The sequence below is a fragment of the Curtobacterium sp. VKM Ac-2887 genome (genome assembly GCF_015350935.1).
GTDB lineage: Bacteria > Actinomycetota > Actinomycetes > Actinomycetales > Microbacteriaceae > Curtobacterium.
On sequence record NZ_JADKSB010000006.1, the window covers coordinates 108754 to 121898 of the forward strand.

Sequence of the window (13145 nt, forward strand, 5' to 3'; positions counted from 1 at the left end):
CGGACGGGAGGCCCGGTGCCAGCTGGCACCGGGCCTCCCGTCCGTCTCCTGGTGGCGTCTAGATCGCGCGGACCGCGTCGAGCAGCTCGGCGACCGGCACGTCGCGGCGTTCGCCGCTGGCACGGTTCCACAGCTCGACGACGCCGTCGGCGGCGCCGCGGCCGGCGACGACCACGATCGGCATGCCGAGCAGCTCGGCGTCGCGGAGCTTGACGCCGGGCGACACCTTCGGACGGTCGTCGTAGAGCACGTCGAACCGCTCACCCTCGAGCTCGGCGACGATCGACGTCGCCAGCTCGTAGGCGACCTGGTCACGGCCGGTGGCGACGATGTGCACGTCGAACGGTGCGACGTTCTTCGGCCAGGCCAGGCCCTTGTCGTCGTTGTGCGCCTCGGCCAGGATCGCCAGGATGCGCGTCACGCCGATGCCGTACGAGCCCATCGTGACGGTCGCGAGCTTGCCGTTCTCGTCCTGCACCTTGAGGCCCAGGGCCTCGGCGTACTTGCGGCCGAGCTGGAAGACGTGCCCGATCTCCATGCCGCGGGCGGTCTCGAGCGGACCCGAGCCGTCGGGCGACGGGTCCCCCGCGCGGACGTCCGAGACCTCGGCGACACCGTCGGCCACGAAGTCACGGCCGGCGACCAGGCCGGAGACGTGCACGCCGCGCTCGTTGGCGCCGGTGACCCAGGCGGTGCCGTCGACCACGCGCGGGTCGACGAAGTACCGGATGCCCGTGGCGCTCTCTGCGCCGAGGACCTGCGGACCGATGTAGCCCTTGACCAGGCCCTTGTGCTTCTTGAAGTCGTCGTCGCCTGCGGCTTCGACCTCGGCCGGGGCGAACGCCACCTCGGCGCGCTTCAGGTCGACGTCGCGGTCACCGGGGAGCCCGACGACCACGACCTCGCGCGTGCCGTCCAGGTGCGTGAGGGCGAGGACGACGTTCTTCAGCGTGTCCGCGGCGGTCCACGGCGCGCCGTCGCGCGGGGCGACCTCGTTCGCGTGGGCGACGAGCGTGTCGATCGTCGGGGTGTCCGACGACGGCAGGAGCACCGCGTCGGGCTGGCCCTCGATCGGCAGGGACGCGGGCACGGGCGTGACGTAGGCCTCGACGTTCGCCGCGTAGCCGTTGGCGCTGCGGACGAAGGTGTCCTCGCCCACGGCGATCGGGTGCAGGAACTCCTCCGACTTGGAGCCGCCCATCGCGCCGGCGTCCGCCTTGACGATGACGTACTCGAGGCCGAGGCGGGCGAAGATCTTCTCGTACGCGTCGCGCATGACCTGGTAGCTGCGCTCGAGGCCCTCGTCGGTGAGGTCGAACGAGTACGCGTCCTTCATGGTGAACTCGCGACCGCGCAGCAGACCCGCGCGCGGGCGTGCTTCGTCGCGGTACTTGTCCTGGATCTGGAACAGCGTGACGGGGAGGTCCTTGTACGACGAGTACAGGTCCTTCACCAGCAGCGCGAACATCTCTTCGTGCGTGGGGGCGAGCAGGTAGTCGGAGCCCTTGCGGTCCTGCAGGCGGAACATGCCGTCGCCGTACTCGGTCCAGCGGTTCGTCGCCTCGTACGGCTCGCGCGGCAGCAGCGCCGGCAGCAGCACTTCCTGCGCACCGGCAGCGACCATCTCGTCGCGGATGATCCCCTCGATCTTGGCGCGCACCCGGAGACCGAGCGGCAGCCAGGCGAAGATCCCCGGGGACTGGCGACGGACGTACCCGGCGCGGACGAGCAGCTTGTGGCTCGTCACCTCGGCGTCGGAGGGGTCGTCGCGGAGCGTACGGAGGAACAGATGCGAAAGCCGTGTGACCACGGGGCCAGCCTAGCGGCGTGCGCCGACGGCGCGGCACGGGAGGGGGCACACCGTGCGAGGTTCGCCGCACGGTGCGAGGTCAGGGCGGGCGCGCACCGTGCGCGGTTCGCCGAACGGTGCGGCGCAGGCCGCATCGTGCGGTGTCACAAGCGCGCACCGGACTGCTTTCCCGTCACGGGTTCGCGAAGTCCGCACAGTGCGGACGGGACGCTCGCTGCGAGGCCGCCACGGGCCTCCCGTCCGGCACGCCGCGATGCTCGTCGTGCGCGGACGCGCACCGTGCGAGGTTCGCCGACCGGTGCGGCCTCAGCCGCACCGTGCCGCCCGCTGACCCCGCACCGAGCCGTCAACCCGGCACACAGTGGCGGAATCCGCACCGTGCCGGAGCGCGCGCTACGGGGTGGTGATGACCTCGGGGGTGCCGAGCGCGGCCTCCGGCCCCATCTCGTCGGCGATGCGGTTCGCCTCGGCGATGAGGGTCTGCACGATCTCGTGCTCCGGCACCGTCTTGACGACCTTGCCCTTGACGAAGATCTGGCCCTTGCCGTTGCCCGACGCCACGCCGAGGTCGGCCTCGCGGGCTTCGCCGGGGCCGTTCACGACGCAGCCCATGACGGCGACGCGCAGGGGGACGGACATGCCCTCGAGGCCCTTGGTGACGTCGTTCGCCAGCTGGTAGACGTCGACCTGGGCCCGGCCGCAGCTCGGGCACGAGACGATCTCGAGCTTGCGTTCGCGCAGGTTGAGCGACTGCAGGATCTGCAGGCCGACCTTGACCTCTTGCGCGGGCGGCGCGGACAGGGACACGCGGATGGTGTCGCCGATGCCCTCGGCCAGCAGGATGCCGAACGCGGTGGCGCTCTTGATGGTGCCCTGGAACTCGGGGCCGGCCTCGGTCACACCGAGGTGCAACGGCCAGTCACCGGCGGCGGCGAGCTGGCGGTAGGCCTTGACCATGACGATCGGGTCGTTGTGCTTGACCGAGATCTTGAAGTCGTGGAAGTCGTGCTCCTCGAACAGGCTGGCTTCCCACACGGCGGACTCGACGAGCGCCTCGGGTGTGGCCTTGCCGTACTTCTGCAGCAGGCTCGGTTCGAGCGACCCGGCGTTGACGCCGATGCGGAGCGACACGCCTGCGGCCTTCGCCGCGGCGGCGATCGCACCGACCTGGTCGTCGAACTTGCGGATGTTGCCCGGGTTCACGCGGACCGCGGCGCAGCCGGCGTCGATCGCCTGGAACACGTACTTCGGCTGGAAGTGGATGTCGGCGATGACCGGGATCTGCGACTTCTTCGCGATGATCGGCAGCGCGTCGGCGTCTTCCTGCGTCGGCACGGCGACCCGGACGATGTCGCAGCCCGAGGCCGTGAGCTCGGCGATCTGCTGCAGCGTCGCGTTGATGTTCGTCGTCGGGGTCGTGGTCATCGACTGCACGGACACCGGAGCGTCGCCGCCCACGAGCACCTTGCCGACCCGGATCTGGCGCGACTTGCGTCGGGGGGCGAGGGTTTCGGGCGACTTGGGCATACCGAGGTTCACAGCGGGCACGTGAGCACTCTACGCGCTCGCTCCGAGCGTCCCGGCCCGGTCACACCGGACGCTCAGAGCCGAGCGGCGCTGTCCACCACGGTGATGAGCGGCGCGTACAGCCGCATCGCGTCGAGCGCCCGCTCGTGGTCCGCGTCGCTCGCCCCGGCGCAGGCGTCCGCGACGACCGTCACGGTCGCTCCGGCGTCCGCCGCCGCCAGGGCGGTCGACAGCACGCAGCAGTCGGTCGACACGCCCGTGAGCACCAGGTGCGGGTGGCCGCCGACGACGGCCTGGAGGCCCGTCCCCCACTTGCCGAACGTCGGCTCGGTCACGACGGGGTCGTTGCGGTCCCCTGCCGCACTCGCGAAGGGCTCGGTCAGCGCGTACAGCGGGGCGGCGTCCGGCACGAGGGCGAAGGGCCACTCGCGGTAGTACGGCACCCAGGCGCCCTGCGGGCGCTGGGGCGCGACGAACCGGGTGAACACCGTGCGTCCGGTGAACCGGGGCAGCAGACGCTCGATGCCGACTCCGGCGTGGTCGTACCGCGGCGCCGCCCACGGGGACTCCCCCGTGAAGACCTGCTGCATGTCGATGACGACGAGCCAAGCGTCGTCGGGGACGCCCGTGCTCACCGCTGTGCTTCCTGGCGCCGGACGGAGCCCCGGGCGAACAGCAGGGTGCCGAGGAACCCGACGACGAGCGCGACCAGCACACCGAGGTTCGCGTAGGCCCAGGCGCCGTCGCGTCCGCCGAGGCCGAACGGCCCGAGCAGGTAGCCCTGCCACGACAGCCACGCCGGTGACGCCAGCGTGACGAGACCCCACCCGAGTGCCGTGCCGACCGCGACCAGGGCGATCGCGCCCCACCGGACGTCGCCGTAGCGGCCGCGACGGTCGTCGAGCTCGCCTTCGGCGTAGGCCGTGCGCCGCAGCAGGACGTCGGCGACGAAGATGCCGGCCCAGGCGGCGATCGGGACGCCGAGGGTGATGAGGAACGCCTGGAACGGGCCGACGAAGTCCGTCGCGAAGAACGCGATGTAGATCGCACCCGCCACCATGAACACGCCGTCCACCCCGGCGGCGACCGGCCGTGGGATCTTCACGCCGACGCTCAGCAGCGCGAGGCCCGACGAGTAGATGTCGAGCACCGCGCCGCCGACGAGCCCGAGGATCGCGACGAGGGCGAACGGGATGAGGAACCACACCGGCAGGATCGTGGTGAGCGCGCCGATCGGGTCGGCACCGATCGCCGCGCTCAGGTCCGGCGAGGAACCGGCGAGCAGGACACCGAAGACCACGAGGATCGCCGGTGCGAGGGCACCGCCGAAGGTCGTCCACCCGACGACTCCCCCGGTCGACGCCGAGCGCGGCAGGTACCGCGAGTAGTCGGCAGCGGCGTTCACCCAGCCCAGCCCGAAGCCGGTCATCACGAGCACGAGCGCACCGATGAACTGCTGGGCACTGCCCGTCGGCATCGCGGCGATCGCGGCGAAGTCGATGGACGGCACCGCGAGCACGACGTAGACGACCGTCAGCACAGCGGTGATCACCGTGATCCAGGTCTGCAGGCGCATGATGACGTCGAAGCCCGCGACGCCGGCCCCGACCACGAGCGCGGCGACCACGACGAGGGCGACGACCTTCGTCAGCACCCCGCCGTCCCAGCCGAGCTCGGTGAACACCGTCGAGGTCGCGAGGACCGCGAGTGCGGCGAGGGCGGTCTCCCACCCGACGGTGAGGATCCAGCTGAGGAACGAGGGCACCCGGTTGCCGCGGACCCCGAAGGCCGCGCGGCTCAACACCATCGTCGGCGCCGACCCCCGCTTGCCGGCGATCGCGACGACGCCGCACAGCAGGAACGAGAACACCACCCCGATGACCGAGACGACGGTGGCCTGCCAGAACGAGATGCCGAAGCCGACCACGAAGGACCCGTAGGCGATGCCGAGGACGGAGATGTTCGCCGCGAACCACGGCCAGAAGAGTCCCCGCGGGGTGCCCTTGCGGTCGGACTCGGCGATGACGTCGAGGCCCTGCCGTTCGACGGTGCGGACCTCGGGCGCGGCGGTGGTGGGCCCGGAGTTCGTGGGCGCTGTGCTCATCCGCTGAGCGTAGCGCCGCAGCGACTACCCGAACAGGTTCACAGGCCGCACGATGTCGGCGTAGATCAGCAGCGCGCTCATCCCCGCCAGCAGCACCACGACGACCATCGTGAGCGGCATCGTCTTCGCCAGGTCGATGGGGCCCGGGTCCGCCTTGCCGACGAGTTTGAAGGACCGTCGCTTGATCGCCTCCCACAGGGCGCCGGCGATGTGCCCGCCGTCGAGCGGCAGCAGCGGCACCATGTTCAGCACGAACAGGCCGATGTTCAGCGAGGCCAGCAGCCCGAGGATCGTGTACGCCTTGTCGACCACCGGCACACCGCTCATCGACGAGACCTCGCCGATCGCGCGGCCGACGCCGACGACCGACACGGGGCTGTCCTGCGACCGCTCCTGCGCGCCGAACGCCGCGTTCCAGACGGCGACCAGGCGCTGCGGCAGGTCGATGATGAGGTGCGCCGACGCGGCGATCTGCGCACCCGTCGCGGGCAGGACCTCGGCCGGCGACTGCCGCACGAGCGACTGCCCGATGCTGACGCCGACGACACCGACCCGCTGGGTCTTCGTCGTGCCGTCTTCGTTCGTGACGACCTTGCCCTCGGCGTCGTAGACGTCGCGGGTGGCGGTCGTCGGGGTGATCTCGAGCGTCTTCCGGGCACCGTCACGCTCGACGACGACCGTCACCTGCTCGCCGGCCGACTTCTGGAACACCTCGGAGACGCGCGCGATGGTCGGGTCCTGCTCACCGTTCACCGAGAGCACGACGTCGCCCGACGCGATGCCGGCCTGCTTCGCCGGCGACTCCGCATCGCCCGAGGTGCACTCGGTCGTCTGGCTGGTCGGCAGGACGCAGTCGACGCTCGACGTGAACGTCGTGGTCGGCGACCCGAAGCCACACAACAGCACGCCGAACAGGACGATCCCGATCACCAGGTTCATCGCGGGGCCAGCGACCATCACGATGATGCGCTTCCACGGGGTCAGCCGGTAGAAGGCGCGGGAGTCGTCGCCGCCGGAGTCCGCGATCTGCTCCGCGCTGGCCTGACGGGCGTCCTGCACGAACGCGCCGTACATGCCGGTGTTCGTGATCGCACTCGGGCGGCCGGAGGCGCGCGGCTTGAGCATGCCGACCATCGAGATGTAGCCGCCGAGCAGGATCGGGCGGATGCCGTACTCGGTCTCACCCCGCTTGAACGACCACATGGCCTTGCCGAACCCCAGCGAGTACTGCGTCACCTTGACGTTGAACAGCTTCGCGAAGGACAGGTGCCCCAGCTCGTGGAGTCCGATCGAGACCAGCAGGCCGATGATGAAGACGACCACGCCGAGGACGAAGAGCAGGACGGATTCGACGGTCACCGGGAAAGGGTACGGGACGCTTGCCATGACGGAGCCGAGCGCCGTCTGGGAGGTGATCTGAGCTTCTCCCCACCGGCACGGCCGTCCCGCCGCTGGCGCGTCGCGCCGGAACCGGCGGTGTGGGCCCCGTCCGTCACGTGGTGACCATGCGACCGACGGGAGGCGCGGATCGCGTCAGCGGGTCAGCGCGCGGTCCGCCGCGGCGCGGGCCCAGTGCTCCGCAGCGAGCACGCCGTCGAGTGACGGCTCCCCCGCGGTGTGCTCCTCGACGACGCGCTCGACCGTGTCGACGATGTCGAGGAAGCCGATGGCGCCCGCGTGGAACGCGGCCACGGCCTGCTCGTTCGCCGCGTTGAACACGGCCGGGAAGGTCCCGCCGAGTTCACCGACACGCTTCGCGAGGGCGACGGCGCCGAACGCGTCGGCGTCGAGTGGCTCGAAGGTCCAGGTGCTCGCCGTGGTCCAGTCGAGCGGCACGCCGACCCCGGGCACGCGGTCCGGCCACGCCAGGCCGAGCGCGATCGGCAGACGCATGTCCGGCGGCGAGGCCTGCGCGATGGTGGAGCCGTCGACGAACTCGACCATCGAGTGCACGATCGACTGCGCGTGCACCGTGACCTCGATGCGGTCGTACGGCACGCCGAAGAGCAGGTGCGCCTCGATGACCTCGAGTCCCTTGTTGACGAGCGTGGCGGAGTTCGTCGTGACGACGAGGCCCATGTCCCACGTGGGGTGCGCCAGCGCCTGCGCCGGGGTGACGTCGCGGAGCTGCTCGCGGGTGCGGCCGCGGAACGGACCGCCGCTCGCCGTCAGGACGAGCCGCTGCACCTCGGTGTCGGCACCGGAGCGGAGCGCCTGCGCGATCGCCGAGTGCTCGCTGTCCACCGGGACGATCTGGCCCGGTGCAGCAGCCCGCTGCACCAGGGAGCCGCCCACGATGAGGCTCTCCTTGTTGGCGAGCGCCAGGGTGGCACCGGTCTCGAGCACCGCGAGCGTCGGCCCGAGGCCGACCGACCCCGTGATGCCGTTCAGGACGACGTCCGCCTCGACGTTGCGGACGAGCCGCTCGGAGTCCTGCGCCCCGAACGCCGTGTCGCGGACGCCGAACCGGGCAGCCTGTTCGACGACGAGGTCACGGTTGCTGCCGGCGGTCAGACCGACGACCTCGAACCGGTCCGGGTTGCGGGCGACGACGTCGAGCGCCTGCGTGCCGATCGAGCCGGTGCTGCCGAGGACGACGATGCGGCGCCGGGCCACGGTCAGCCCTTCGCGAGGATGTCGACCACGAAGACCAGGGTGGCGTTCTTCGGGATGCCCGAGCCCTCCTGCGGGTTCGCGCCGTAGGCGTCCTCCGGCGTCGCGACGATCAGCACCTGGGAGCCGACCTTCTGGCCGACGAGCCCGGTGACGAAGCCCTTGATGAGTGCGCTCTCGGAGACCGTGAAGGTCGTCGGGGCGCCCTTCGACCACGAGGAGTCGAACTCCTTGCCGGTGTCGTAGACGACGCCCTTGTACTGCACGAGGGCGGTGTCGCCGTCGGCGATCGCGGCGCCGTTGCCCTGCTTGAGGACCTCGACCGTCGTCTTCGTCGGGGCCTTCACGCCGTCGGGGATCGTGATCTCGGGCTCGCCGCTCGACTTGTCCGTGACCGTCGGCAGTGCCGGGTCCTGGTCCTTCGGGGTGCCGTTCGCCTTGGTGGGGGTCTGCGCGACGACGTCGGCGACGACCACGATCTCGCCACCGGTGTTGAAGCCGAGTGCCGACGACTGGCCCACGGCGGCCACACGGTCGCCGACCTTCGAGCACGCGAGCAGGGCTCCGAAGCCCGAGCCGCCGACGGACAGGACCTGCGGGTTGCCCTCGTCGAAGCCGACGGTGCCGAGCTTCTTGGCGTCCTTGGCCTCGTAGACCGTGTACGACACCTGGGCGTAGTCGCCCTCGTCGAGCGACGCGCCCTTGCCGGACACGAGCTTCGTGGCCTGCGGCTTCTTCGCCGAGAGGCCGGCCGTGAACTTCACCGTCGGGGCCTTCGTACCGCCGAACGAGCCGGTCGCGCGGATCGCGTCGGAGGACTTGCCGGGGTCCGGGCAGGACGTGATCGCCGAGGCGGTCGCGCTGGCGGTCGGGGTCGGCGAGGCCGTGGACCCGTCCGAGCCGGAGCCGGAGCAGGCGGCGAGTCCCAGCACGACGGCGGGGACGAGGGCGATCGGGAGCAGGCGCAGACGCTTCACGGGAACCTAGTCTGCCCCACCCGTTGAAGAGTCCCCTGCCAATGTCGCAGCACGGACGACGGTCTCGGCCTCGTGGTGCACCGGGAACGACACCGACCGGGCGATGAAGCACAGCTGGTTGGCCGTGGCGTGGGCGGCTTCGGCGTCGGCGACCCGGTCCGCCTCGAGGATCGTCACGACCGGGTGCAGCGTCGCCCCGGTGAGCTCGCCCGAGCCGTCGCGGTTCAGGTTCAGCGATGCCGTGGCCGTGTCGCGGTAGTCGACGACGGTGAAGCCCTGGGTCACCGCGACGTGCAGGTAGCTGAGCATGTGGCACTGGGCCAACGCGGCGACGACGAGTTCCTCCGGGTTCCAGCGGTCGCGGTCACCGCGGAACGTGGGGTCGGCCGAGCCGGCCACGTCGGGCTTGCCGACCGCCGAGACCACGTGCTCGCGCCCGTAGTCGCGGTAGCCGGAGGTACCGGTGCCGCGGTCTCCCGTCCAGCTGACGGAGACCTCGTAGGTGTGGTCCTGCACGGGTGCTGCCCCTTCGTCGGCGTCACTGGCGGTCGTCCGCCCTGGCTAGCATGGCGGCATGACGGTGAGCCACGAAGTCCGCACTGATCGCCATCCTCTCACCGCCGACGGGTCGGTCGAACTCGCGGTCCTCGACCGGTCGGGGTTCGACGAGAGCCGGCACATCGGCGCCGGGGTCGTGGTCGACTCCGCAGGTGCCGTGGTCGACTCGGTCGGCGACGTCGCCGCCAGCATCTACCCGCGCTCGACGATGAAGCCGTTCCAGGCCCTGGCCGTCCGCCGAGCCGGTGCCCGGTTCTCCGACGAGGAACTCGTCCTGACCACCGCGAGCCACGCCGGCACCCCCGCGCACCAGGCCCTCGCGCTGCACATGCTCGAGTCGTTCGACCACGTCGAAGCCGACCTCGGGTGCCCGCCGGACATGCCCTTCGACCGAGCCACCGGAAGGACGATGGACGGCCCCCGGCGCCTGGCGATGAACTGCTCGGGCAAGCACGCCGGCATGCTCGCCGCCTGCCGCGTCAACGGGTGGGACGAGGCGACGTACCTGGACATCGAGCACCCGATGCAGCAGCGGGTCCGCTCGGTGGTCGAGGAGTACACGCACGAGACGGTCGACCTGGTCGGCACCGACGGCTGCGGCGCCCCTGTGTTCCCGCTCACACTGACCGGACTGGCACGCGGGTTCGCCGGTGTCGTCGCTCGGGCCGACGACGACTCCGCGGCACTGACCGACGCCGTCCTGGCGCACCCGTGGGCGATCGACGGGGTCGGTCGGGCCAACACCGTCACGATCGAGCGGTTGCAGGTCCTGGCGAAGCTCGGTGCCGAGGGCGTCATGGTGATGGGGCTGCCCGGTGGGGCCGCGGTCGCGGTGAAGGTGCTGGACGGGTCGCAGCGTGCAGGCACCCTCGCAGCGCTGACCCTGCTGCAGCGGAACGGGCTGGTGGGTGCCGACGGCGTGGCCGATGTCCTGGCGGCGACGGGTGAGCAGGTGCTCGGCGGTGGCGTGCCGGTCGGCGCGGTCCGCGTCGGCTCCGGCCTGCGCTGAGGCCGTCACCCGACGAGCTCCGGGAGCTCCGGTGTGAGCATGACACCGCGTCGGTCGGGTGGGCGACGCACGGTGCAGCCGTAGCGGGTGACCTCGACCGCTGTGTCCCACGACCGCGGCATCGTGCCGAGACCCGGGACGAGCACGACCGTGCCGCTCGGACGTCCGGAGCGGTCGAGGCGAGCGAGCACCGCTGTGCCGTCGGGTAGGGCCCTAGCGTCGGGTAGGGCCGCGCCGGTGGGCAGCGCCGCGGCGTCCCCAGCGACAGTTCCGAGTCTGCCGGCTGCGCGGAGGTCGTCCCACGGATCGGCGGTGGCGCGGAGCTGATCGGCGATCGCCTGGAACACCGCGGCGGCGAGTGCCCCGGTGCCGACGACCACGACGTGACCGGCCGCGTGGGTCTCCCACGGGACACCGTCCGGGCCGTGGCCGAGCAGGAGCCGTCCGGGTGCGCTCGGACAGAGGGGCTCGATCGCCGCTGCGGATTCGTCGCCGGACAGCGACTCCGGTTCGCGGGGCCCGCCAGCGCCGGACCGGTGCAGCAGGACGTCGAGCACCGCGCAGCACACGGCGGCTGCGAACACCACCGCACGCGAAGCGCCGTCGATGGGCGCGATCACCCCGGCGAGGACGAGCACGACGGAGGTCCCGACCAGGACGCACCGAGCAGCGAAGGGTGTCATGGCTCCATCGCAACAGGCCGGCGGCGCCGCCGAGGGCGCCGACGGCCGATCTGTGGAGAAGTCCGGCAGCGCTACTGCACGAGGAAGAACTGCTCGCCGATGTCCACCCGTGCACCGCGCTCCACGCGGTACCGACGCCCGGGCTCGCACCGACGGATCGAACCGTCGATGTGGCGGACGACGGTGCCGTTGCCGGAGAACCGGTCGGACACCCACAGGTCGTCTCCGTCACGGCCGAGCTCGAGGTGGGTCTTCGACACCGACTTGCCCGGGTCGTGCACGGTCAGCAGGTCGTCGTAGCGCTCCCCCGGCTGCGGACGAGGCAGACGACCGAGCAGGCCGGTGCCGTGCACCCCGAACCGCTCACCCGTGCTGAAGTGCAGCAGGAACGGCGCGCGCGTCGGGGTCTTCGAGACGATGCGGGTCTCGTCGACGTCCTCGTCGAGCTCGTCGGCGTCCGCACTGGCCGCGGGACGGTCCGACGGCGGGAGCGGGAGCTCGGGTGCCGTCGCCCCGGGGACCGGAGGCAGGGGCGCGGCGAGCGGGGCCTGCGCCGGCGGGGCCCAGGACCGTTCAGGGTCCTGGGGTTCAACGTGCGGTGCCGCGTCCCCGGGCTCGGACGGCTCGGTCACCGGCGCCGCGTGTGCGCCGCGGGGACGCCCACCCGGGCGCGAGGCCTCGCTGTCCGGCAGGGCCGACTCGTCGTCGGCGGCGGTCTCGTCGGCGGCGGTCTCGTCGGCGGCGGCCTCGACGGACCCGTTCTCGTCGGACCCGGTCTCGCCGGACCCGGTCTCGTCGCTCGAGGCCTGATCGTCCGCAGGCGCATCGACCGGGATCTCGTCGTCCGGCACGTCGGTCGACGACGACCCGCCGGCTCCGGCCGACTCCACGCCGGAGTGCTCGGTCGCCCAGTCCGGACGCGCCATCGGCAACGGTACGACCGGTCCGGTGAACGCGGCGGTCACGGCGGGGCGGACTGCTCCGCACTCCCCGCAGAAGATGTCGTCGGGCTCGAGGCGGTTGCCGCAGACGTGGCAGATGGTCGTGGCGTGCATGCCCGGCGTCACGAGCGGCGCGGGCCGCGGCGGTCGGCGGTCGATCAGCGGCTCGACGACGGCGGTGTCCCCCGGCTGCGGCGGCGACACGACGGGCGCGGCGGCGGTCGGTTGGTCGAGCGCACCGTCCTGGACGGGTTCGCCGGAGCGGGTGGACGACGTGTCGTCGGCGTCGTCGGACTCGACGTGCACGGGCGAGTCGTCCGTCGCGTGCGGGGATGCCGCGGTGCCGTCGGGCGTGTCGTGGGACGTGTCGTGGGACGTCTCGTCAGCGGCGGCCGGTGCACTCGGGACCGGCGGGACGACAGGAGCGGACTCGGCTCCGGACGCGGGCGGTGCGGCCTCGGTGGTGGCACCGCGGCCGACCCACCAGGACGGTCCGGCCGGCGCCGCGGTCGGGGCCGGAGCGACCGGCGGCGCCCACACGGGTGCCGGCGCCTCGTCAGCACCAGGCGGGGTCGCGGGACGGTCCTCGACAGGAGCCAGCCGGGTCCGCTCGGGGTCGTCGGCGAGGACGTCTGCGGGCTCGGAGCGGTAGGCGTCCGGGTCCAGTGGCGGTTCGTCCGGAGCAGGGACGGCGTCGGGCTGCGCGGCCGCGTTCGACCAGTTGCCGAGGCCGGAGCCCGCACCGTGCACGTGCGACGGCGCCTCGCGCGGGGCGAGGTCGTCGGGGCGTTGGACCGGCACCGCGGCCGGCGGTTCGCTGCTGCGGCGGTCGGCACCGGTCAGCCAGGCGCGGGTGGCTGGGTCGAGGGTGGACTCGGGCAACCATGCGTCAGCCGCAGGGTCGGAGCGACGTCCGTGGGAGT

Annotated in this window: 11 protein-coding genes; 1 reads left to right on the top strand and 10 read right to left on the bottom strand. The window is 72.0% G+C overall.

The features are described from left to right. Positions 1 to 58: 58 nt before the first annotated feature. The 8 genes from ITJ69_RS08830 to ITJ69_RS08865 form a co-directional block, all read right to left on the bottom strand. Positions 59 to 1810 (bottom strand): proline--tRNA ligase, encoded by a 1752-nt coding sequence (locus ITJ69_RS08830; protein WP_123937785.1) that lies wholly within the window; start codon positions 1808 to 1810, stop codon positions 59 to 61. A gap of 393 nt (positions 1811 to 2203) precedes the next feature. Further along, on the bottom strand, positions 2204 to 3337 hold the full coding sequence (gene ispG, locus ITJ69_RS08835; RefSeq protein WP_123938104.1) for a flavodoxin-dependent (E)-4-hydroxy-3-methylbut-2-enyl-diphosphate synthase: 1134 nt from the start codon (positions 3335 to 3337) through the stop codon (positions 2204 to 2206). A 74-nt stretch (positions 3338 to 3411) separates the two neighbouring features. Next, complete coding sequence (locus tag ITJ69_RS08840; protein WP_159571136.1) at positions 3412 to 3972, bottom strand: cysteine hydrolase family protein; 561 nt, start codon at positions 3970 to 3972, stop codon at positions 3412 to 3414. Next, positions 3969 to 5441, bottom strand: coding sequence for a purine-cytosine permease family protein (locus ITJ69_RS08845; RefSeq protein ID WP_194672564.1), 1473 nt, complete (start codon positions 5439 to 5441; stop codon positions 3969 to 3971). The genes ITJ69_RS08840 and ITJ69_RS08845 overlap by 4 nt, the downstream gene beginning before the upstream one ends. A 24-nt stretch (positions 5442 to 5465) precedes the next feature. Beyond that, positions 5466 to 6800: a M50 family metallopeptidase gene (locus ITJ69_RS08850; RefSeq protein ID WP_194672565.1), complete on the bottom strand. Its 1335-nt coding sequence runs from the start codon at positions 6798 to 6800 to the stop codon at positions 5466 to 5468. Positions 6801 to 6974: 174 nt separating this feature from the next. Next, a complete protein-coding gene (gene dxr, locus ITJ69_RS08855; protein ID WP_159571132.1) occupies positions 6975 to 8057 on the bottom strand; it encodes a 1-deoxy-D-xylulose-5-phosphate reductoisomerase in 1083 nt (360 codons plus the stop codon). A 2-nt stretch (positions 8058 to 8059) separates the two neighbouring features. Next, complete coding sequence (locus tag ITJ69_RS08860) at positions 8060 to 9031, bottom strand: FKBP-type peptidyl-prolyl cis-trans isomerase (protein WP_194672566.1); 972 nt, start codon at positions 9029 to 9031, stop codon at positions 8060 to 8062. Positions 9032 to 9037: 6 nt separating this feature from the next. Continuing rightward, on the bottom strand, positions 9038 to 9547 hold the full coding sequence (locus ITJ69_RS08865) for an OsmC family protein (RefSeq protein WP_159571128.1): 510 nt from the start codon (positions 9545 to 9547) through the stop codon (positions 9038 to 9040). A 58-nt stretch (positions 9548 to 9605) separates the two neighbouring features. On the opposite strand from ITJ69_RS08865, the gene ITJ69_RS08870 reads away from it, so the two are divergent. Then, on the top strand, positions 9606 to 10598 hold the full coding sequence (locus tag ITJ69_RS08870) for an asparaginase (protein WP_159571126.1): 993 nt from the start codon (positions 9606 to 9608) through the stop codon (positions 10596 to 10598). Between the two features lie 5 nt (positions 10599 to 10603). Here ITJ69_RS08870 and ITJ69_RS08875 read toward each other — a convergent pair whose 3' ends face one another. After that, the gene (locus tag ITJ69_RS08875; protein WP_159571123.1) at positions 10604 to 11281 is read right to left on the bottom strand and encodes a hypothetical protein; all 678 of its coding nucleotides are present in this window, start codon (positions 11279 to 11281) and stop codon (positions 10604 to 10606) included. A gap of 71 nt (positions 11282 to 11352) precedes the next feature. After that, positions 11353 to 13104 (bottom strand): FHA domain-containing protein, encoded by a 1752-nt coding sequence (locus tag ITJ69_RS08880; protein WP_194672567.1) that lies wholly within the window; start codon positions 13102 to 13104, stop codon positions 11353 to 11355. Positions 13105 to 13145 lie beyond the last annotated feature (41 nt).

Coding starts and splice junctions, on each gene's coding strand:
- ispG (WP_123938104.1), bottom strand. CDS start 3,337: ATGCCCAAGTCGCCCGAAACCCTCGCCCCCCGACGCAAGTCGCGCCAG.
- ITJ69_RS08845 (WP_194672564.1), bottom strand. CDS start 5,441: ATGAGCACAGCGCCCACGAACTCCGGGCCCACCACCGCCGCGCCCGAG.
- ITJ69_RS08870 (WP_159571126.1), top strand. CDS start 9,606: ATGACGGTGAGCCACGAAGTCCGCACTGATCGCCATCCTCTCACCGCC.
- ITJ69_RS08875 (WP_159571123.1), bottom strand. CDS start 11,281: ATGACACCCTTCGCTGCTCGGTGCGTCCTGGTCGGGACCTCCGTCGTG.